Here is a 21,662-nt window from a genome sequence, read left to right as displayed (position 1 = left end):
GTTCGCGTCTGTTGGGCGCCGGGCCTGGAGCCCAGGCACTGGGACAGTACGCTTCCTTTGTGACCGGCACCCTTCCACTCTTTCCCCTGGGGACAGTGCTTTTCCCCGGTTTGGTGCTGCCGCTGCACATCTTCGAGGACCGCTGGCGGTCGCTGGTCCGGCACCTGCGCGACTTGCCTGACGGGACGCCCCGCGAGTTCGGGGTCGTCGCGATCGACAAGGGCCTGGAGGTTCTGCCTCCGCCCGAATCAGGCATCGCGGCCACCGAGGTCGTCGTCCACGAGGTTGGCTGCGTCGCCCAGGTCAGGCAGATCACCGAGCACTCCGACGGGCGCTTCGACCTCGTGACCGTTGGCGACCGGCGGTTTCGCATCACGGGCTTCCTGGAAACCCCGCATCCTTACCCCGTCGCGGGCGTCGAATGGCTGCCTGAACCAGCGCCAGACGCGCTCGCGAACGCTCTGGCCCCACAGGTGCGCGCGGCCTACACCACCTATGCCGAGCTGGTCCGCGGTGGCCTAGCGGATGATCTTCCAGAAGACCCGGTCGTGCTCTCGCACCTCGTGGCGGCCACGTCCATGCTGTCCATAGCTGACCGTCAATCGCTGCTCAGCGCGGCTGATCCGGCGAGCCGTCTTCGGTCCGAGCTGAAGTTCCTGACCCGGGAGACGGCTCTTCTGCGCGAGGTACGGGCGGTTCCGGCGTCTCTGGATCAGCTGGGTCCCAAGCCATCGACGAACTGAACTCCTCGTCGTCATCTTCTTCTGGCTCGGGCCGCAACCCGGGCCAGCGGGACCAGCCCGCGAGGACGGCATAGCTCAGCGCGGAGCCAAGGGCCGGAAGATAGACGATGCCGGCATAGGGCCAGCCGTGGAAACGCTTGACGACGGTGATCTTCGCGGGGCTATCGACCACCTGCTCGATGGCGGCGGCCTTCATCGCGGCGTCATATTTCGCCTTCTCCAGCGATTCGCCGAGTTTGATGGCTATCACTCCCGCCGCCAGCGCGCCGAGCACCAGCCCGGTCAACTGAAGCGGACCGCGAGCTTTGCGCAGAATCGCCCAAACGACGATCGTGAGCAGAATCCCGAACGCCATCGCGAGGATCGCGAACCAGCCGTCCCCGGCAATGGGCTGCTCAGGGTCTGGTTCGGTGTAGGTGTAGCCACCCTCGACTTTGCGCACAGGCAGTGGCGGCGCGATCACGTACCAGAGCCAGCCCAGGCCAAACCCCAGCACCGCGACAACGGCGGCCACCCCGCCGGCCCAGCCCAGCTCCTCGATCTTCCGCACGGGGCTGATCCTCTCATCTGTTCTGTCAGACGGCTCAAGTAGGCTGCCAGAGTGCCGGATCGGTCGTTTGTTCATCTCCACGTCCACACCGAATACTCCATGCTGGACGGTGCCGCACGGCTCAAGTCTCTGTTTTCGGAGACCGCCCGCTTAGGCATGCCCGCGCTGGCGATGACCGACCACGGCAATATGTATGGCGCCTATGACTTTTACAAGCAGGCGACCGGAGCGGGTGTTAAGCCGATCATCGGCGTCGAGTCCTACGTCACGCCCAACACCTCGCGTTTCGAGAAGTCGCGTGTCCGCTGGGCCGATGGCGGTGAAAACGATGTCTCCGGTGGTGGCGCCTACACCCACATGACGATGCTCGCCGAAAACGCTGACGGGCTGCGCAACCTGTTCCGCATGCAGTCTTACGCCTCGCTTGAGGGCTATTACTTCAAGCCAAGGGCCGACCGCGAGCTGCTTAACCGCTATGGCAAGGGCATCATCGCGACCACGGGCTGCCCGTCCGGCGAGATCCACACGTGGCTGCGCATCGGCAACTTTGAGAAGGCGTGCGAGTCGGCCGCCGAGTTCCAGGACATCTTCGGCAAGGACAACTTCTTCCTGGAGCTGATGGACCACGGCCTCAACATTGAGAATGTGATCCGCAAGGACCTCATCGCGCTCGGCAAGCGCTTGGGGCTCAAAGCCATTGCCACCAACGACTTGCACTACACCTATCCAGAAGACGCCGACGCGCACGAGGTGCTGCTGTGCGTCCAAAGTGGATCGACTCTGGCTGATCCCAAGCGGTTCAAGTTCGACGCGCGCGACTTCTATCTCAAGTCACCCGAAGAGATGCGCAAGCTCTGGGATGACGAGGTCGCTGACGCGTGCGACAACACGCTGCTGATCGCTGAGCGCATCGGTGATTACAAGGAAGTCTTCGCCTCCCGCAACCTGATGCCCTCGTTCCCGGTGCCCGAGGGCTACACGGAAGAGACGTGGCTGCGCGAGGAAGTCCACCGCGGTCTTAAAGAAAGATTCCCTCAGGGGGTACCAGACGACCGCCTGAAGCAGGCCGATTACGAGCTCGACGTCATCTGCAAGATGGGCTTCCCGGGTTACTTCCTCGTGACCGCCGACCTGTGTGCCTATGCCCGCCGCGAAGGCATCAGGGTGGGCCCTGGGCGTGGATCGGCCGCCGGTGCCCTGATCGCCTACGCGCTGCGCATCACCGAGCTCGACCCGATGTCGCATGGCCTGCTCTTCGAGCGGTTCCTCAACCCGGACCGCGTGTCCATGCCCGATATCGATATGGACTTTGACGAGCGCCGGCGTGGTGACATGATCCGCTACGCCACTGAACGCTGGGGCGAGGAACGCGTCGCGCAGATCATCACCTACGGCACGATCAAGGCCAAGGCTGCCGTCAAGGACGCGGCCCGTGTGCTGGGCTATCCGTTCGCGGTCGGTGACAAGATCACCAAGGCGATGCCGCCACCGGTGATGGGTAAAGATGTTCCGCTGTCAGGCATCTTCGACGAGAAGCACCCGCGCTACTCCGAGGCCGTCGAGTTCCGCTCGCTCTATGAGTCCGATCAGGATGTTCGCAAGGTCGTCGACACGGCCAAAGGTCTAGAAGGCCTTAAGCGCCAGGTCGGTGTGCACGCGGCTGGCGTCATCCTGTCGGGTGAACCGCTCGTTGACGTGCTGCCGATCTGGCGGCGCGATCAGGACGGCGCCATCATCACCCAGTGGGACATGGGCGCGTGTGAAAACATCGGCCTGCTCAAGATGGACTTCCTGGGCCTGCGCAACCTGACCGTCATGGACGACTGCCTGGAAGGCATCAAGGCCAACCGCGGCATCGACATCGTCCTGGAAGACCTTGCGCTGGAAGACAAACCGACCTACGAGCTGCTAGCCCGCGGTGACACGCTCGGGGTGTTCCAGCTCGACGGCGGGCCGATGCGGTCGCTGCTGCGCTCCATGATCCCGGACGGGTTCGAGGACATCTCCGCGGTGCTCGCGCTGTATCGCCCCGGGCCCATGGGTGCCAACGCGCACAACGATTATGCCGACCGTAAGAACGGCCGCAAACCCGTTGTCCCCATTCATAAAGAGCTCGAAGAGCCACTGTCGGAGATCCTCGGCGACACCTACGGCCTGATCGTGTATCAGGAGCAGGTTATGGCGATCGCGCAGAAGCTCGCCGGATACACCCTCGGCGCCGCCGACTTGCTCCGTCGCGCCATGGGTAAGAAGAAGAAGGAAATCCTCGACAAGGAATACATTCCGTTCTCCGATGGCATGCGCGCCAACGGGTATTCCGACGCGGCGATCAAAACGCTGTGGGACATCCTGGTTCCCTTCTCCGACTACGCCTTCAACAAGGCGCACACCGCCGGTTATGGGCTGGTGTCGTTCTGGACGGCTTATCTCAAGGCCAACTACCCGGCCGAATACATGGCCGCGCTGCTCACCTCCGTCGGTGATGACAAAGACAAGTCAGCGGTGTACCTGGCCGAATGCCGCCGCATGGGCATCAAGGTGCTGCCGCCAGATGTCAACGCTTCCCGTGCCCGGTTCTCCGCCGTCGGCGATGACATCCGCTTCGGCATGGCGGCCGTGCGCAACGTCGGCGTCAACGTGGTTGACGCGATTGTCCGCGCCCGCAAGGAACACGGTGCCTTCACCGACTTCTACGACTTCCTGCGCAAGGTTGACGCGGTCGCGTGTAACAAGCGCACGATCGAGTCGATGATCAAAGCCGGTGCCTTCGACTCCCTTGGCCACACGCGCAAGGGCCTGCTCGCGGTGCACGCCGACGCCATCGATTCGTTCCTGAGCCAGAAGCGCAAAGAAGCCGAAGGCCAGTTCGACCTGTTCTCCGACGTCTTTGGCACGACCGATGACGCGCCCAGCATGATCGTGACTCCGTCCATTCCGGACAGTGAGTGGGAAAAGACGGATCTGCTCGTGTTTGAGCGTGAAATGCTCGGGCTCTACGTTTCCGACCACCCGTTGTTCGGTCTCGAGCGCGTGCTGGCCAACGCCGCCGACTTCTCGATCGCCGCGCTCAACGAAGAAGGCACCGTCGCTGACGGTCAGGTCGCCAACCTCGCCGGCATTCTCTCGGGAGTGCAGCGCCGGATTACCAAGCAGGGCAAGGCCTGGGCCTCAGCCACGCTCGAAGACCTCGATGGCGCGGTGGAGGTGCTGTTCTTCCCCAACACCTATGAACTCGTCGGGCAATACATCGCCGAAGACGCGATCGTGGTCGTGAAAGGGCGGATCGACCGCCGCGACGATCAGGCGCGGGTCATGGCGATGGACATGTCCCTGCCCGACATCAGCACGGCCAGCGCCACCGACGGTGGCGCGCCGATCGTCGTCACGCTTCAGGCCACCCGGTGCACGCCGCCAATCGTCAGCAAACTCAGCGACGTCATCAACGCTCACCCGGGTGCCTGCGAAGTGCACCTCAAGCTGCTCGCCGGGGCTAAGGCGACGACTTACCGCCTTGGGCCACAACGGGTTGACGCGAGCACAGCGTTGCTCGGTGACCTCAAGGCACTGCTCGGCGCCGGCTCGGTCAACTTCGGCAAATAGCTAGGACTGCTCCATCATCGCGGTCGCGGCGGTGAGCCAGGCGCGCTTGGTCATCGGTTGCAGCGCGGCATAGTCGATGGAAGAACCCGTCTCCAGGGACGGGTCAAACGGGACGGTCACGACACTGCGGGTCCGCGTGGCGAAATGCTTGCGCAGGTCGTCGAGCATCTGCGACGGGCCAGGCGTGGCACACGACAGCAGGGTGACGGCATTGTTGGCCAGCTCGCCCAAGCCGATCTCGTGCAACAGGTCGATCATCCAGTCAGCGGTGAAAGCGGCGTCTTCCCGGGGCACGGTGGTGATCACGAGCTGATCGCAGGCCCGCAAGACGGTTTGCCAGTTGGGGCTTTCGACATTGTTGCCGGTGTCGACACACACCACATCGTGGGTGCGGCAGAGCAGATCGAGCACCCGTCGCACCGTGTGCTGGTCAAGACGCTGAGCGAACCGCGGGTTCTCCTCGCCCGCCAGCACGTCATAGGTGCCGTCTGAGGCGTGCCGAAGATAGTCATCAACCCGGTCAGCCAGCTCGGGCATCGGGATGCTTTCAATCTCGATGAGATCAGCCAGCAGGTGCCGGATCGTGCGGGCATGCCTGGCACTGCCGGCTCGAAGGCCGAGGGTGCCCCGCAATTCGTTGTCGTCCCAAGCGATCACGCCACGGCCGCGAGCGTTGCCGATCGTGGCCGCCGCCAAGACCGTCGCCGTGGTCTTGTGCACGCCACCCTTGGGGTTGGCGAACGCGATGATCCTCGGCCGGGGCAACTGCTGACGCAGGACGGACAGCTCACGGTCGGCATCGGACTGCGGCGCGGCGGCCCGCCACTCGATCTGGCCGGGCACGGCACCGGGTGACGCTGGGGCCACGCGGGCGCGGTCAAGCAGCACCCGCCAACGGGGCGTCGGCTCTTGTTGCCAGCCACGCTCCACCGTCTGCGCCCTCCCACCCCTCATTTCCGTTGCTGCCGCACCACCCTATGTGTAACTGGCGGCCCAGGCATACCCCTGTTTCGCGCCCCGTTACGGACTCAACGAAGCGGTTCGATACTGCGTGTCGGTGTGGGAGCCGGTGATGACACGGACGGGGAGGGAGTCGGGCTCGGTGCCGGTGGCGACGCTGTGGGCGAGGGCACAGGCGGGGTCGATGGCTGAACCGGTGTCGGTGAGACCGGCGTGACCGGCTGCTCCGGCAACGGCGCCAGGAATACAGCCTGGTCCAGTCGTTGCACCTCGGGCGCGGGATCGACCGCCCGCACTTCCGGCCGGCTCGCGATCTGGTCCAGGGCGACCGGAACCGCTCGCACGACAGCCGCGTAAACACAGGTGCATCCGCTGCGGTAAGCAGCCGCTTCAGCCATCGCGGCGGCGGCACCAGCCAGGTAACTATCGCGCAACTGGCCCTCGGCGGAGTCGGTTTCGCTCAGCTTGGCGGCAAGCTCACGAAACGAATCCGCCTCGGCTTCCTTGCGGTCAGCCAGCTGTCGCATGCCCGACACCACGTCCTCCGGGATGCGGAACGCCGGAATCTTGACGATCTGCGACTGGCCGTTGGGGGCACGGGCGTAAACCTCGGCCACGGCGACCCCGCCAAGCACGGGCGTCAGCCGGTCCGGCGCGAGGTAACCCTTGAGACTCACCAGCGCATACACCTCTGGCGATGCCTTCGGTGCCTGCTCGACCAGGGACTCCAGCTCGGTACGGCTGGTCGCCACGTAACCCGGGATCGATTGTCCTTGCGCCACACCGACGTGGACCACTGTCCCGGCCGGACCCTCGCCGGGGCGGGGCTTGGCCTTCTCATGTGTCGCGAGAACAGCCGTCACGATGACGCCAGCGGAGGCTATGAGCCCAGCCGCGGTAAGGAATTTGATGCGCCCAGGACGCCCGCCAACGCGAGTGAAGAACTGAGCGAGGGCCGGGATGATGGCCCGGTCCAGATGACGCAGGAGCCTGCCTGATGTCATGCCTGTTGCAATACCTCTAGTGCGTGCGCGAGATCCGGCGGGTAGTCGCTGACGAACGTCACCTCGTCACCTGTAGCCGGATGCGAAAAGGACAATTGCCGGGCGTGCAGCCACTGCCGCTGCAACCCCAGGCGGGCCGCTAACGTGGGATCGGCCCCATAGGTCAGGTCACCCACGCACGGATGCCTAACGGCGGAAAAGTGCACCCGGATCTGATGGGTGCGCCCAGTCTCCAGCTTGACATCAACCAGGCTGGCAGCCGGGAAAGCTTCAAGCGTGTCGTAGTGCGTGATGCTCGGCTTGCCGCCCGACATCACCGCGAAGCGGTAGTCATGGGTCGGATGCCGGTCGATGGGAGCGTCGATGGTGCCCCGCAATGGATCCAGCTGTCCCTGCACCACGGCGTGATAGCGCTTGTCGACCTCGCGTGCCTTGAACGCTCGCTTCAGCACGCTGTAGGCGTACTCGCTTTTCGCCACAACCATGACACCAGTGGTGCCCACGTCGAGGCGGTGCACGATGCCCTGACGTTCGGCCGCTCCGCTGGTGGCGATGGTGTGCCCCATCCCGGCCAGTCCACCTAGGACGGTCGGGCCGGTCCAGCCCGGGCTCGGATGTGCCGCCACGCCAACGGGTTTGTCCACCACGACGATGTCGTCATCGCTGTAGATGACGTGAAGGCCCTCAACGGTTTCCACCACGACGGCAGGCTCCGAAGGCGGCGAGGGCAGAGTGACCTCAAGCCAGCCACCGGCCGTGACCTTGTCAGATTTGCCCCGCGTCACACCGTCAAGCTGAGCGTCGCCTGCCTCGACCAGCGTCGCCGCGGCGGTCCGGGACAAGCCGAACAACCGTGAGACCGCCTGGTCAAGACGCATCCCGTCCAGCCCATCCGGAACCGGAAGGGACCGCCTATCCGGCATCACTTGTCCTTTTTGGACAGCCGGCTCCCGTCACGCTGCCGTCCAGTGAGTTCGAGGAGGACGAGCAGAATGACCCCAAACGTCAGTGCCATGTCGGCGACGTTGAAGATCGGAAACACCTGGCCGTGCGGATCGAACAGGCTGAAGAAGTCGACCACGTGCCCGTGGAACGGAGACGGCGCCCGAAACAGCCGGTCGATCAGGTTGCCCAACGCCCCGCCGAGCACAAGCGCCAGGCCAATCGCCCACGGAATCGAGCGCAGGGTCCGGGTCATCCACAAAATCCAGGCGGTCACGGCCAGGCCGATGATCGGGAAGATAAAGGTGGAGTCCTTGAACATGCTGAAGGCCGCACCGGAGTTGCGGGTCAGCGACAGGTAAAGCGCCCCGCCGAGCAGCTTGACCGGCTCATAGGGATCAAGCGTCTTGGTCGCGATCTCCTTAGTGACCTGATCCAGCAGAATCGCTAGGCCGCAAACAGCGGCGAACAACGCCAGAGCACGCCCGGCCGGGCGTACCTTGCCGGTTTCGTGCTCTTCTTTCTCCTGGATCTCCATCACCACGGCTCAGCGACGCTCCTCAAGTTGCTTGCACGACACACATAGGGTCGCCGACGGGAAGGCCGCCAGCCGCTCGACCGGGATGGGGTTGCCACACCGCTCGCACCAGCCATAGCTTCCCTCATCGAGACGTTCCAATGCCCGCTCCACCTGGGTGATGCGCTCAAGGATGCCGTTGGCCAGCGTAATTTCCTGTTCGCGCTCGAAGGTCTTGGTGCCGGTGTCCGCCTGGTCATCACCGGCGGAGTCGGTGAGCCGATCGCGCTGCAACTCAGCGAGCTCTGCCAACGTCTGGTCGTATTCCTCTTGCAGCTCGTCACGGCGAGAGGTGAGCGCTTGCCGGATCTTCTCGGTCTCAGCCGCGCTGCGGGAGCCCTTCTTCGCCGCCGCGGTCTTCGTCGCGGGCTTCGATTCGGCAGGTTTGACCATCGTGGCTCCAGCTTTTGACGTAGGTGGTGGTGCCGCTCGTAAGTCTTGCTCGCCAGAGGCGATGGACTTCTTTGCTGAAGTCTTCAGTGGAGCTTGGTGCTTCGTTGCGCTCTTGCTTCCGGCTGTCCGCTCTACCATGGCATCCCCCACATGCAAAACGCCGTGCGCGGCTCTCGCCGCGCACACGTAAGTAGGGTGGCAAGAATACGGAACGTATGAACGCTCCACAAACCTGCCACGCTCGGTCCGTTTTAATTGGTGTGCAAATTACGCCCAGTAATGGGCAAAACGAACATATCACCTAATTGTTTAACTCGGCACCTTCTTCTCCGAACCACCGGGCTAGGCGGCCACGACGGCTGACGGCCCGCAATCGGCGCTCCGTTTCGTCCCGGACATCCTCTGTCGCAACGATCAGCAAGCTGTCGCCCGCGATGAGACGAGTGTCTCGTACCGGCACAAAACCGGACCCATCTCGCAGCACCATCGTGACCACGGCACCGACCGGCAGGCGCAGTTCGTCGAGGTGCACCCCGGCCAGCTGTGAGCCCTCGCGGATGTCGAGCTGCAGCATGTCGGCACGCATCCGCTCCAGCGGCGCGATCTCGACCCGGACCTCCGTTGGCTCGTTCGGCGCGCTGACCCCGAGGAGCTTGGCCGCGGCTGGCAACGTGCTCGCCTGAACCAGCGTAAAGACGATCACTAGCACGAAGACCACGTTGAACAGCCATGGCGCATTAGTTACCCGTCCAGCGAGCGGAATAGTCGCGAAAACGATCGGGACCGCGCCGCGCAGGCCTGCCCACGATAAGAACAACTTCTCGCGGACGGTCCACTTAAAGGGAGCCAGCGAGACGGCGACGGAAACCGGGCGGGCGATGAAGGTCAGGGCGGCGCCAATAAGTAGGGCCGGAATCAGCACGCCGGGCAGCCCGGGCGGGGACACGAGCAGGCCGAGCATGACGAACAGTCCAATTTGGGCAAGCCAGGCCACGCCGTCGGCGAAACCCACGATCGCCTGGCGGTGCGGCAGGCGGGCGTTGCCGAGGATGACCGCGCAGACATAGACCGCCATAAACCCTGATGCGTGGGCGACGACTCCGCCCGAGTACGCGAGGATCATCAACGCCACAACCGCGAGCGGGTAAAGACCCGCGGCGGGAAGTGCCGCCCGCTTGAGCAGGGCCATGCCCATGACGCCAGTGAACACACCAATGAGCAGACCGGCGACCAGCTCGTAAATGAGCAGGAGCACCACGGACCACCACGGGCCCTGGGTGTCAGGGGTGCTGGAGAACAGGATGACGAGCAGCGCGGCGGTCGGATCGTTCATGCCGGACTCAGACTCAAGGACTGACTTGATCTTCGGCCGGATCGAAAGACGGCGGAAGACGGAGAAGACGGCGGCCGCGTCCGTGGAGGAGATGACGGCACCCATAAGCAATGAGGTCTGCCAGTCTTGCCCGAGCGCGTAGTGCGTGAAGACCGCGACAACACCCACGCTCACGAGCACGCCCGCCGTGGCCAAGGCGACCGATGACGGCAGCACTGTACGCATCCGGCTCCACCGCTCGCCCAGCCCACCCTCGGCGATGATGAGCACGAGAGCCAGGAAGCCAAGCTGGCGGGTCAATTCGGCGTCGCTGAACTCGACACCGATGAAGGACTCTCCTAATAGGACACCGATGGCGAGATACACCAGCAGTGTCGGCACCCCGATCCGGGTCGACCAGCGCACGGCCGCCACGGAAAACAGCAGCACGAGCATCGCGAACAGAAGTGTCACATCGCTGAAGGCGCTCATGACTCGTCCCGTAGCCGTGCCACGCGACTGTCCAGATCGGACGGTGGATCGGAGATGACGAAGAGTTTGTCCCGCGCGGCCGCACCGGTCTTCAGCGACACACGAGCGGCGGGAATGTCCAGGGCTGAGGCGAGCGCCCGCCGGGCGGCCTCCGTGGCCCGGCCGTCGACTGCGGGCGCTTGCACCGCAACGATCAAGGCCGGGCCATGTGGCCCGTCATAACTTCCCCCAGCACGGGTCCGCGACGCACCGGGCTTAACCCGGATCGCGACAATCGCAGAGCGTCCTGGAGGCATTCCTCATTGTGGCAGACAGTTGATCAGACCCGTCGTGCGTCGGCGAGCAGGGCGCTGTCCGGTTCGCACAGCCCGCAAGGGCTAAATCCGAGATCAACTGCTTCGGACACGGGCAACGGCTCGTAAGGGCGGCCGAGCAAATGCACGCATCCTGGTACGTGATATCGAGGCCGGCCATCAATGACCAGCACCTCGGATCCCATCCGGGCGACCCTTGCGGCGTCAGCCGCGGTCACCCGCTGGGCCACCGGCTCATCCGGCGGATCCTCATCGTCGAAGTCGTCCTGGATCGGACGCTCATGCAGAGCCTGAGCCGGCACAGAAAGGCCGGCAGGCGCAGCAGGTTCGTCGTCCCAGCTGGAAACTGGTGGGACCGTGGCCCGCGCCTCCTGGCGCACCGGCCGGTGGGCCCACTCGTCACCCTCGTCACCGTCAAACTGCTCGTCCTCGTCTTCATCATCGAGGCCGGCCGCGGCACGCGCGGCTCCTGCCTGGCGCACGCCAACCACAAGGGCGACAGCGGCCAGAAGGCTGGTGCCAATCGAACCCACCAGCAAACCGCTGGATCCGTTCAATAGCCCCAGAATAAGCAGCACGACGGCGCCGAGGATGAGCACGAGACTAGCAACAATCACAGCTCACCCCCGCCACATCGGCATCCAGGTGTCATCAATAAAGGTGACTACGTTCCTGCCGCCCGCGATGCGCTGAGGGGGGACGAGCGGCAGGGTCTTCCGGGTTATTAACGCCCGTTGTAGGCGCCGGTCGCGGCTGCGGCCAGACCGCCTCCGCCCGCACCCTCGCGGCCGATCTCGGCTTCGAGGGTTTGGCCACGGCCTTCCAGGTCGCGCAACTGGCTCTCCAGGTAGGCCTTGAGCCGGGTCCGGTACTCCCGTTCGAACTGCTTAAGCGTGTCAATGTGCTGCTGAAGCGCGGTGCGCTTGGCGTCGAGGCCAGAAATCGCCTCTTGGTGGCGCTGGCGCGCGTCACGCTCTAGCGCTTCGGCCTTGGCCCGCGCGTCGCGCGTGACCTCTTCGGCCTTGGAGCGGGCTTCACCAAGAACCTTGTCGGCCTCGCGGCGCGCGTCCGAAACGTGATCGTCAGCGGTCCGCTGTGCCATCATCAGCACCCGCAGCGCCTGCTGCTCACCATCTGGACCCGTGATCGGGCCGCCGGCGACGCCACCGCGAAGCTGCTCGAGCTCCGCTTGCATGGCGCGAGCGGCCTGCTCGGTCGAGACCTTGTCCCGCTGCACCCGGTCGAGCTGCGCCTTCAATTCGTTGAGCTCCGCGGCGAGACGCGGATCCGGGCCGCCAGGGCCGGCTGGAACGACGCGGCCGCCGCCCCGCTCGACCTGCATGCGCAGCTCGGAGTTCTCTTCGATCAGACGGGCGAGTTCGCGCTCAACCTCGTCAAGGAAGGCGTCGACCTCCTCCTCGTCGTAGCCCCGTTTGCCAATCGGGGGCTTCTTAAAGGCCACGTTATGAACGTCGGCCGGGGTGAGCGGCATCGAAACTCCTCGGGTCAGTCACGGCCGCGTTGAGGCCTCAGCCCGTAGTGGGGGTCACTACGTGATCAGGCGCCCAACGATCCACTGCAGCACAAACAAGATCAGGATTAACAATATGGAGGACAGGTCGAAGCTCACGGTACCAAGTCGCAACGGTGGGATCACACGCCTCAACGCTTTCAAGGGTGGATCAGTGACGCTCCACACGACTTCGAGCGTGGCGGCAGCACCGCGGGCGGGTCGCCAGCGGCGTCCTCTTGTCAGCACAAAGCTCATAATGAACCGGGCTATCAGCGTCAGAAGAAAAACTTCCAGCGCTAGGTAGACCAGCTGTAGCGAAATCGAGTACACGACAGTGGCGGTCCCTCGCTAGGGCTAACTGTGGTTCAGGAACCTGCCCTCAGCGATCTTCGCCTTGTCTTCCGCGGTGACCTGGACGTTGGCCGGCGAAAGCAGGAATACCCTGTTCGTAACGCGCTCGATCGTACCGCGCAACCCGAACGCAAGTCCCGCGGCAAAGTCAACCAAACGCTTCGCGTCTGCCTCGTCCATTTCCGTGAGGTTCATGATGACCGGCGAACCGTCACGGAACCGCTCCCCGATTTGCCGTGCCTCGTTGTACGTCGTGGGATGCAGGGTAGTGATCTGTGGCCTGCTGTCGGTGACCTCGGCGGCAGGAGCGTTTCGCTGCACCGGCTGCGGGGCAAGAGCAAGATTCTCCCGTGCCGGAGGAGCCGACGGGGCCGATGTCGCAACGGGCCGGGTGATCGGCCGGACTGTCGACCGCTCGGTGCGGGCCTGCTCGAGCCGGGACTCAATGCCACCATCGACGCGGCCGTCCAGTCGCGACGGCGTGCGCGGCACGGTGATCTCGCGGTCTTCGGTAAGGCCAAGACGGCCACGGCCGGTCTGCCGCGCCCGGGTCACCGGGGCGATGTCGTCTACCTCGTCGTCGTCTTCAAAGTCATCTTCGTAACGGTCGCGACGCGAATTGCGAACCTGCTCAGCACCGCTCGCCCGGTAACGCGAATGCGGCCGGTCATAGGCTTCAGCGGAGTCGTCGTACTCGAGGTCGTCTTCATCTTCGACCAGCCCGAGCCAGACCCCCGCCTTCCGTAGTGCGCCCATTGCCGCGCCCCTCCGTCCGCCGTGCGGCATTGACCCCCGCCATGTGCCGCTCTGTCGCGCGTGGACACCAAAACCGGTAACCACACCCATGTAATTCGGTGCCCGCCGCCAGGCTATCGCAGCGCGGCACGCTTTCCGAGCAACGCGCTGCCTATACGCACATGTGTCGCGCCAAAAGCAATAGCCGCGTCCAAATCGTCGCTCATTCCAGCGGACACGATTGTCGCATTAGGATGTTCCGCCTGGAACAGTGTGCTGTACTGGGCGAGCCGGGCGAAAGCCAGTTTCGGCGGTTCGCCAAGAGGGGCAATGGCCATCAGGCCACGAAGCTTCAAACCTGGCATGCTCTCGACGCTTCGGGCCAGTTCCGCGAGGTCCGCCGGGGGCACTCCCCCGCGCTGCGGGTCCTTGTCCAGACTCACCTGGATCAACACCTGCAAGGGTGTACTCCGTAAAGCCCGCGCGTGGCCGTCCAAGGTGGACGCCAGCTTCATGCTGTCCACGGAGTGGACCATGTCGGCATACGTCACCACGGAACGCGCCTTGTTGCGTTGCAACTGCCCGATGAAGTGCCAGCTGACCTTGCCTCCAGCGGCCGCGACCTCGGCCGCCTTAGGCGCCGCCTCCTGATCGCGGTTCTCGCCTACATCGGTGAGGCCAAGTTCCATGAGATGAAGCACATCCGAGGCTGGATACGTCTTGGTGACCGCGATAAGCGTGATCTCCGACGGATCACGGCCAGCCGCAGCGCAAGCGGTCGCGATGCGTTGCCGCACCGCGACCAGATTTGCCGCGATTTCGTCGCGCCGTTCTTTCTCAAGACCCATTTTTGAGACTGTAATTTCGCTTCCTTAAGAACTAGGACCCGTTCTTAAGGAAGTCGGGAACGTCGACGTCGTCGAAGAGAACCTTGCGCTGACCGCCTTGTGCGGGCGGTGCGCTGGTGGGAGCCGGGTTGCGCAGGGTCGGCGGCTCGACCGGCGGAACCGGGCGGCGCAGCTCTGCTGGCTTGTAAGACGGTGTGCCACCGTCGAATCCGGCCGCGATGACGGTCACGCGCACCTCGTCGCCGAGGGCGTCGTCAATCACCGCGCCGAAGATGATGTTCGCGTCAGCGTGCGCGGCGTCGGTGACGAGCTGGGCCGCGTCGTTGATTTCGAACAGGCCCAGGTCGGATCCGCCCGCGATGGACAGCAGCACCCCGCGTGCCCCGTCCATGCTCTGCTCCAGCAGCGGGCTGGAGATCGCCCGCTCCGCGGCTTCGACCGCGCGGTTGTCGCCGCGGGCGCTGCCGATGCCCATCAGTGCGCTGCCGGCACCGCTCATGACGCTCTTCACGTCAGCGAAGTCCAAATTGATCAGACCCGGTGTCGTGATGAGGTCCGTGATGCCCTGCACACCGGACAGCAGCACCTGGTCGGCCTGACGGAACGCGTCCATCATCGTGATGCCGCGGTCGCCGAGCGCCAGCAGCCGGTCGTTCGGGATGACGATGAGCGTGTCGCACTGGTTGCGCAGCTCCTCGATGCCTGACTCCGCCTGCACCTGACGGCGCTTGCCCTCAAAGGAGAACGGCCGCGTGACCACACCGATGGTCAGGGCGCCGAGCTTGCGGGCGATGTTGGCCACCACCGGGGCTCCACCGGTGCCTGTGCCACCGCCTTCACCGCATGTCACGAAGACCATGTCGGCCCCGCGCAACACCTCTTCGATCTCATCGCGGTGATCCTCGGCCGCGTTCTTGCCGACATCAGGGTTGGCGCCAGCGCCCAGACCCCGGGTCAGCTCCCGGCCAACGTCGAGCTTCACATCGGCATCGCTCATCAGGAGCGCCTGCGCGTCCGTGTTGATCGCGATGAACTCCACGCCTTTAAGGCCAACCTCGATCATGCGGTTGACCGCGTTGACGCCGCCACCGCCGATACCGACGACCTTGATGACGGCGAGGTAATTGTGCGGTGGTGTCATCGCAAACCCTCAACCTCTACTAGAGCCTTAGTGCTATGTCAACTACTGAGCTGCAAGGAAAACGTAGGTGCCGGCGCGGCGTGATCCAAGGACCGTTGCGGCGTGTCCTGTCACTGGATGGTGACGATGGCCGGCACGCTGACGTCGATCTGCTTTTCTTTGCGGGTCAGCAGAGCCGTCGCGACCTTCGCCTTCTTGTCGCTTTCCTCCGCGTCGCCCCAGGTAACCATACGATCTTTCTTCAGCACCAGCAGAATCCCCGCCGGACCAGAGATTTCGAGTCGCACCAATTCGGAGCGAAGTTCTGGCGTGAGCGCTTCGACGACCCTGGCCGCGGCCTTCATGGCCCGGTCAAGTGGCCCTGTGTCGGGAAGTTTGACCTCTACCAGCCCGCCCGGAAGCGATTCCGCGGTCCGGAAGATGACAGCGTTGCTGTCGAAGAGGTGAAACAGGTTATCCCGCTTGACACCCGCGACGGCGGTCCGTTCCTGGATCACGATATGCAAAGTGGACGGTAGCTCCCGGGTTACCTTTACGGCCTGCACAGGCGCCAGTGTGGCAACCTTTTGCGCGACCTCATCGGTGTCCACTCTGGCCAGTGGGCGCCCGTCAGCGAACGCCACAGCCTGCTTCACGTCGACGTCAGTGAGAATGACTACGCCGTCGACCTGGATCGTGCGCACCACGAACACCGGAGCGAAAAGCACCAGCCAGGCCACGAAACCGATCGACAGCAGCACGGCACCGACCGGGATCCACGGGACGTTTCCTAAGCGGGACTGGACTTTCTGTGACATGACCCGCCGCAGGGACCGTGGAATCGCATCGGTCCCCGCCCGCACGAGCCGCCACCGGCGCGCCGGGTTCGGCTCGCGTCCGTCGCTGTCTTCCCCCGCCACAGGCGATTACTCCGCGCCGACAGCGTGCCGTGGGGCATAGCCGCCCGGGTTCGCGGCCCGCTCGGTCAGCGCCTCAATCAGCTCCTCGCCCATAAGGGAAATGGGCGGGGCTCCCATCGTGACGACGACGTCGCCTTCGTGGACTCGCCCGGCGACCTCACCGGGAACGTCCTCCCACGACGCGACAAAGATCTTCTGCCGTGGCGGCAGGTCGATCGTCGCCGCGAGGGCGACACCACCTTCGCCCGGCTCACGGACCTCACCCGGCCCGAAGACCTCCATCACGATGACCTCATCGGCCAGCGAGAGTGCTTCTGCCAGCTCCGCCTGCATCTCCCGGGTGCGGTAGACCCGGTACGGCTGGAACACCACGAGCAGCCGCCCGTCGCCCGCGACTTCCCGCAACGTCTCCAGCGCCTTCGTGATCGACGTCGGGTGATACGCGTACTCGTCGTAGACGCGCACGCCGCCGATGATGCCCTTGAGCTCAAAGCGGCGCCGCACTCCTGGGTGCACGGCCAGCCCCGCGGCGATGACCTCCGGGTCGAGGCCGAGCCGCAGCGCCGTGAGCACGGCCGCGGCTGAGTTCAGGCCCAGGTGACGCCCGGGCACCGGCAACGAGAACTCGCCGAGCGGTTCACCGTCCAAAGTAGCCAGATAGCGTACGCCGGTGGCGTTGGAGTGAACTTCGGTCAGGCGCAGATCAGCGTCGGGGCTTTCGCCATAGGTGTAGACGGTCTTGCCCGCCGCGCGCAGCCGCTCGGCAACCGCTTGCACGCCTGGATCGTCAGCACAGGTGACGACGAAGCCATCGGAGTCGGTCAGCGTTCCAAACTCGACGAACGCGTCTTCGAGCCCGGCGAGATCGCCATAGGTGTTGAGGTGATCGGCCTCGACGTTGGTGATGATCGCCACGTGCGGCCGGTAGAGCAGCATCGTGCGGTCGCTCTCGTCGGCCTCGGCCACGAAGTATTCGCCGCTGCCGTGGTGGGCGTTGGAGCCGACCTCGGACAGCTCGCCACCGATCACAAAGGACGGTGACATTCCGGCGTGCTGCAAGATGAGCGTCAGCATCGACGTCGTGGTGGTCTTGCCGTGCGTGCCGGCGATGGCGATGGTGCGCCGCCCTGTCATCGCGGCAGCCAGTGCCTCGGACCGGTGCAGGATGCGCAGGCCGCGACGGCGGGCTTCCGCCATCTCCAGGTGGTCAGCGGGGATCGCGGTGGAGTAGACGACGGTGTCCACACCGTCCAGATTGGACTCTGTGTGCTGCATGTAGATGGTGCCGCCCAGGGCACGCAGCCCGGCGAGCGAAGGCCATTCCCGAAGCTCGGAACCGGACACCGGAACACCGCGGGTCAGCAGCAGACGGGCGATCCCGGACATGCCCACCCCACCGACACCGATCAGGTGGACCCGCCCCAGGTCCTCTGCCGCGAGCACCCCCGCGGGGATCATTTCCGCCGTCTCCACGGCTTCCTCCTCAACTCTGCTGCTGTGAGACCGCGTTCAGGACGAACCGGCGAAGTTCCTCATCACCGTCGCGACGGCCATAGGCCGCGGCCGCGGTGCTCATCGATGCCAGCCTGGCCCGGTCGGTGACCAGCGGCAGCACGTGCTGTTCGATCCATTGTGGCGTCAGCTCGGCGTCATCCACGATGAGACCTCCACCAGCCTCAACGACCGGAAGGGCATTGCGCCGCTGTTCGCCGTTGCCATACGGCAGCGGGACATAAACCGCGGGCATGCCAACGGCGGCGGTCTCGGCGCAGGTCATCGCCCCACCACGGCACAAAGTCAAGTCGGCGGCGGCGTAAGCCAATTCCATCTCATTGATGAACTTCAGCCGAACATACGGCGCGTCCAGATGGACCGGCAGATCGATGTCTTCGTTGCGGGCGCCGATCACGTGCAGGACCTGGACCCCGGCCGCGGTCAGCGCTTTGGCCGAACCGGCCATCGCGAGGTTGATCGAGCGGGCACCTTGCGACGCCCCGAAAACGAGCAGGGTCGGCCGGTGTGGCTCCAGCCCGAAGTGCGCCCGGGCCCGTTCCCGCCAGGCGTGGCGGTCAAGGTGGGCGATCGCTGGCCGCAACGGGACGCCAACGACGGTGGCCTTGCGCAGGGCAGCCGACTGGATGGGCTGATGCGGGAAGCCGGCCGCGACGTTCTTGGTGAAGCGCATGCCGAGCTTGTTCGCGACCCCCGGCGGCACGTTCACCTCGTGGATGACGATCGGGATCTTCTTGCGCCAGGCGGCGAGGTAGGCCGGCACCGACACGTAGCCGCCGAAGCCCACGACCACTTCGGCCTGCACCTCGTCCATGATCGCGCCAGCCGCCCGCGCGGAGCGCAGCATCCGGTCAGGGGTGCGCAGCAGGTTCATGTTGATCGAGCGGGGCAGCTGATAGGCGGGGATGTGCCGCAGGTCGTAGCCAGCGGCCGGGATGAGATCGGTCTCCAGCCCGCGCGGGGTGCCCAGACAGGTGATCCGGATGCCCGGATCGTGCCGGCGCAGGCAGTCGGCGAAGGCGAGCAGCGGATAGATGTGCCCGCCGGTGCCGCCTCCAGCCAAGACGACAGAGCTTATCGGTGCCCGAGTAGCCTGCCGCCAATCCGCCGGGCCATTCGCCGAGACGCTCATAACTTGGCTCCTTCCTGTGCCTTCTGCCGCTGAGAGGGAAGCGGTGGCAACGGTGCCCACACTAGCTGCACCCACTTCGCCGGTGGCCGGGCGTGCAGGGCCGCGGCCGCCTGAGGCTCGGCGCGCGCGAAGGACGCGAGCATGCCGACCGCCGCCAAGGTCACGACCAGCGCGGTCCCGCCGTCAGAAATGAACGGCAGTGGAAGGCCGGTGATCGGCAGGACCTTGACCACCCCGCCGATGTTGATCAGCGCTTGGCCAGCGAGCCACAGCGTCACGGCGCAAGCGGCCATGCGGCGGAACGGGTCGCCCACGCGACGGGCGATGCGCAGGCCACTGTAGGCAAGCACAGCGAAAAGCGTAAGCACCACAAGGCATCCGACGACGCCGAGTTCCTCAGCGATCACCGCGAAGATGAAGTCGTTGTGCGCGCTGGGCAGCCCGCCCCACTTGGCGACGCCTTTGCCGAGGCCGACACCGAACCAGCCGCCGTCAGCGATCGCGAGCAAGCCCTGTTTGGCCTGGTGACAGGTGACTTCACCCTTGCAGCCGATGATCTCGGCGTCGGACTGGAAGAACGAGCCGAACCGTTCGAGGCGGTAACCGCCTTTACCCGGGGCGACGATGAGCGCCGCGATGCCGAGCAAGCCGACCCCGAGCATGACGCCGAAGAAGCGCATCGGGACGCCGGCCGCCCACAGGAGGCCGATGAACAAAATGATCAGGCACAGCATGGAGCCCAGGTCGGTGTACCCGACGAGGATGAACAGCAGGCCCACGGCTGGGAACAGCGGCATCAGCAGCTCGCGCCAGTGCACGATCCGGTCGCCCTTGCGGGTCAAGACGTCAGCTCCCCAGAGCACCAGGGCGAACTTCGCTAGCTCTGACGGCTGCAGCTGAACCGGTCCAAAGTAGAGCCACAGCGTCTCGGAGCGGATCGGCCCAATCTGCTTGCTGTCCGTGAGGGCCAGGCCGTCCATGATGAGCAGAAGGATCAGCGTGATGATGACGAGCGTTGGCGCGAGCGCACGGAACGTGCGCCGGGGCAGCCGGTGGCACACCCAGAACGCGGCCAGGCCCACCAACGCGGCGGCGGCCTGCTGCATCGTGGTGGCATAAGCGTTGCCGCCGTCGATATAGGCCTCGACACTCGTCGCCGAGAACACCATGGCCAGCCCGATGACGAGCAGCAGGCCAGCGCTGGACAGCAGCAGGTAGTAAGAGGCGAGAGGGCGGTCGAGTAGTCCACGAAGGACCGCCAGCCACATCAGCGGATCGCGGCGTTCACCTTGCTGCTTGTCCGCTGTCGCACTCACAGTCGTCTGACCGCCGTGGCGAACGCGTCCCCGCGATGCGAATAGCTGGTGTACATGTCGAGCGACGCGGCCGCGGGTGCCAGCAACACGGTGTCACCGGGCTGGGCCAACGCGGCAGCGGCAGTCACTACCTCCCCCATGGCTCCATCATCGGTTCGCGACACCTCAACCACGGGGAGGCTGACCGCGTGTCGGGCGAGTGCGGCGATCACTTCGGCGCGGTCGGCGCCGAGAACGACGGCGCCGCGCAGCCGGGAAGCGATGCGGGCGACCAGATCGCTGATGTCCACACCCTTGAGCTGACCGCCCGCCACCCAGACGATGTTTTCGTAGCTGGCCAGTGAAGCGAGCGCGGCATGCGGGTTCGTCGCCTTGCTATCGTCCACATAGGACACACCGTTAACCGTTGCCACAAAAGCATTCCGGTGCGGTTCCGGGACGTAGCCCTCGATGCCCTTGCGGATCGCCTCGTGACTGACGCCAGCGCTGCGCGCGAGCGCGGCAGCGGCCAGCGCGTTGGCGACGTTGTGGAAACCGGACGGCTTGACCATCTCCACGGCACCGAACTCGATCGCTTCACCGTCAGCCGTGCGGTCGACCAGAAGGTCTTCCACGACCCCGAGGCAGCCCTTCGGTGGTACCCCCAAGGTGAATCCAATCTTGCGGTGGGCCGGCACCTGGGCGAGGGCCTTTTCCACCAGAGGGTCGTCGATGTTGCCAATGGCGACACCGCCGCGCCAGACAGCGGTCTTGGCCAGCGTGTACTTGTCGAAGTCCCCGTGCCAGTCGAGGTGATCGTCGGCGAAGTTCAGGATGGCCCCGGCCTGCGGCGCGAGTGTGGACGACCAATGCAGCTGAAAGCTTGATAGCTCAACGGCGATGACGTCAAACCCGCTTTGCGCGTCGACCAGTGGCAGGCCAATGTTGCCAAGTGCGGCGGTCCGCAAACCGGCGGCCTTGAGCATCGACGCCAGCATGGTCGTGGTCGTCGTCTTGCCGTTGGTCCCCGTGATAGCAAGCCAAACCGGGGCGTCCTCGCCGCGCAGGCGCCAGGCCAGCTCCGGTTCGCTGTAGACATCAAGCCCGCGGGCAATGGCTTCGACAGGCACCGGATGCGACGGTGGAATGCCGGGCGCCACGACGACTTCGTCCACTCCGGACAGCAGCATGGCCGGATCAGGCTCGCCGATGATGACCTCGATTCCAGCGGCTTCCAGTGCCGGATCGGCGCTCTGCCGGTCGGTCACGATCACTTCGTGGCCGAGGCGGTGCAACGCCAGTGCGCTCGCCGCCCCGGCGACCCGTGCCCCAAGAACGAGGTATTTCAT

The 21,662-nt window shown here is 65.0% G+C and carries 19 protein-coding genes and 2 pseudogenes; 2 read left to right on the top strand and 19 right to left on the bottom strand.

Annotated features, from left to right (window positions below; genetic code table 11):
• The first annotated feature begins 59 nt into the window (after positions 1 to 59).
• Entirely contained in the window at positions 60 to 743 is a 684-nt protein-coding gene (locus tag A3E1_RS46135; protein ID WP_026208514.1) for an LON peptidase substrate-binding domain-containing protein, read from the top strand.
• 61 nt (positions 744 to 804) lie between these two features.
• Here A3E1_RS46135 and A3E1_RS49170 read toward each other — a convergent pair.
• Positions 805 to 1,368, bottom strand: a pseudogene (locus A3E1_RS49170) (DUF2567 domain-containing protein); the annotation flags it as partial.
• Between A3E1_RS49170 and dnaE the strand changes: the two are divergent.
• Complete coding sequence (dnaE, locus tag A3E1_RS0116665; protein WP_020521931.1) at positions 1,345 to 4,893, top strand: DNA polymerase III subunit alpha; 3,549 nt, start codon at positions 1,345 to 1,347, stop codon at positions 4,891 to 4,893. The pseudogene A3E1_RS49170 and the gene dnaE overlap by 24 nt on opposite strands.
• Here the strand turns inward: dnaE and A3E1_RS40640 are convergent.
• From A3E1_RS40640 to murD, 18 genes and pseudogenes are all read right to left on the bottom strand, one after another.
• A pseudogene (locus tag A3E1_RS40640) lies at positions 4,894 to 5,820 on the bottom strand (MinD/ParA family ATP-binding protein); the annotation flags it as partial. It lies immediately after the preceding gene.
• Between the two features lie 101 nt (positions 5,821 to 5,921).
• The gene (locus A3E1_RS40635; RefSeq protein ID WP_020521929.1) at positions 5,922 to 6,857 is read right to left on the bottom strand and encodes a hypothetical protein; all 936 of its coding nucleotides are present in this window, start codon (positions 6,855 to 6,857) and stop codon (positions 5,922 to 5,924) included.
• A complete protein-coding gene (locus A3E1_RS0116650) occupies positions 6,854 to 7,780 on the bottom strand; it encodes an RluA family pseudouridine synthase (protein WP_020521928.1) in 927 nt (308 codons plus the stop codon). The genes A3E1_RS40635 and A3E1_RS0116650 overlap by 4 nt, the downstream gene beginning before the upstream one ends.
• Positions 7,780 to 8,337: a signal peptidase II gene (lspA, locus tag A3E1_RS0116645; protein WP_020521927.1), complete on the bottom strand. Its 558-nt coding sequence runs from the start codon at positions 8,335 to 8,337 to the stop codon at positions 7,780 to 7,782. The genes A3E1_RS0116650 and lspA overlap by 1 nt, the downstream gene beginning before the upstream one ends.
• Positions 8,338 to 8,346: 9 nt before the next feature.
• A complete protein-coding gene (locus tag A3E1_RS0116640; protein ID WP_020521926.1) occupies positions 8,347 to 8,769 on the bottom strand; it encodes a TraR/DksA family transcriptional regulator in 423 nt (140 codons plus the stop codon).
• Between the two features lie 301 nt (positions 8,770 to 9,070).
• On the bottom strand, positions 9,071 to 10,573 hold the full coding sequence (locus tag A3E1_RS0116635) for a potassium/proton antiporter (RefSeq protein WP_020521925.1): 1,503 nt from the start codon (positions 10,571 to 10,573) through the stop codon (positions 9,071 to 9,073).
• The gene (locus A3E1_RS0116630) at positions 10,570 to 10,869 is read right to left on the bottom strand and encodes a DUF167 domain-containing protein (protein WP_020521924.1); all 300 of its coding nucleotides are present in this window, start codon (positions 10,867 to 10,869) and stop codon (positions 10,570 to 10,572) included. The genes A3E1_RS0116635 and A3E1_RS0116630 overlap by 4 nt, the downstream gene beginning before the upstream one ends.
• A 23-nt stretch (positions 10,870 to 10,892) precedes the next feature.
• Positions 10,893 to 11,504 (bottom strand): hypothetical protein, encoded by a 612-nt coding sequence (locus tag A3E1_RS0116625; RefSeq protein WP_026208513.1) that lies wholly within the window; start codon positions 11,502 to 11,504, stop codon positions 10,893 to 10,895.
• A 107-nt stretch (positions 11,505 to 11,611) separates the two neighbouring features.
• Entirely contained in the window at positions 11,612 to 12,379 is a 768-nt protein-coding gene (locus A3E1_RS0116620) for a DivIVA domain-containing protein (protein ID WP_020521922.1), read from the bottom strand.
• Between the two features lie 57 nt (positions 12,380 to 12,436).
• Positions 12,437 to 12,730 carry a YggT family protein gene (locus A3E1_RS0116615; protein ID WP_020521921.1) on the bottom strand — a complete coding sequence of 98 codons (294 nt, stop codon included), beginning with the start codon at positions 12,728 to 12,730 and terminating at the stop codon, positions 12,437 to 12,439.
• A gap of 24 nt (positions 12,731 to 12,754) precedes the next feature.
• On the bottom strand, positions 12,755 to 13,507 hold the full coding sequence (locus A3E1_RS0116610) for a cell division protein SepF (protein ID WP_020521920.1): 753 nt from the start codon (positions 13,505 to 13,507) through the stop codon (positions 12,755 to 12,757).
• Between the two features lie 113 nt (positions 13,508 to 13,620).
• Positions 13,621 to 14,349: a YggS family pyridoxal phosphate-dependent enzyme gene (locus A3E1_RS0116605; protein ID WP_407637373.1), complete on the bottom strand. Its 729-nt coding sequence runs from the start codon at positions 14,347 to 14,349 to the stop codon at positions 13,621 to 13,623.
• A 16-nt stretch (positions 14,350 to 14,365) separates the two neighbouring features.
• A complete protein-coding gene (gene ftsZ, locus A3E1_RS0116600) occupies positions 14,366 to 15,475 on the bottom strand; it encodes a cell division protein FtsZ (RefSeq protein ID WP_020521918.1) in 1,110 nt (369 codons plus the stop codon).
• A gap of 110 nt (positions 15,476 to 15,585) precedes the next feature.
• A complete protein-coding gene (locus tag A3E1_RS0116595; RefSeq protein WP_157631561.1) occupies positions 15,586 to 16,272 on the bottom strand; it encodes a cell division protein FtsQ/DivIB in 687 nt (228 codons plus the stop codon).
• A gap of 108 nt (positions 16,273 to 16,380) precedes the next feature.
• Entirely contained in the window at positions 16,381 to 17,832 is a 1,452-nt protein-coding gene (murC, locus tag A3E1_RS0116590) for a UDP-N-acetylmuramate--L-alanine ligase (RefSeq protein ID WP_040391003.1), read from the bottom strand.
• A 25-nt stretch (positions 17,833 to 17,857) separates the two neighbouring features.
• Positions 17,858 to 19,018 (bottom strand): undecaprenyldiphospho-muramoylpentapeptide beta-N-acetylglucosaminyltransferase, encoded by a 1,161-nt coding sequence (gene murG / locus A3E1_RS0116585; RefSeq protein ID WP_020521915.1) that lies wholly within the window; start codon positions 19,016 to 19,018, stop codon positions 17,858 to 17,860.
• Entirely contained in the window at positions 19,015 to 20,286 is a 1,272-nt protein-coding gene (locus A3E1_RS40630) for an FtsW/RodA/SpoVE family cell cycle protein (protein ID WP_083929525.1), read from the bottom strand. The genes murG and A3E1_RS40630 overlap by 4 nt, the downstream gene beginning before the upstream one ends.
• A gap of 44 nt (positions 20,287 to 20,330) precedes the next feature.
• Positions 20,331 to 21,662, bottom strand: a complete 1,332-nt coding sequence (murD, locus tag A3E1_RS0116575; RefSeq protein WP_020521913.1) for a UDP-N-acetylmuramoyl-L-alanine--D-glutamate ligase — start codon at positions 21,660 to 21,662, stop codon at positions 20,331 to 20,333.

This window comes from Catelliglobosispora koreensis DSM 44566 (assembly GCF_000379685.1).
In the GTDB taxonomy this organism is placed as follows: Bacteria; Actinomycetota; Actinomycetes; order Mycobacteriales; family Micromonosporaceae; genus Catelliglobosispora; species Catelliglobosispora koreensis.
The sequence above is the reverse complement of the archived record's forward strand: the minus strand, read 5'-3'. Positions and strand labels throughout refer to the sequence as shown.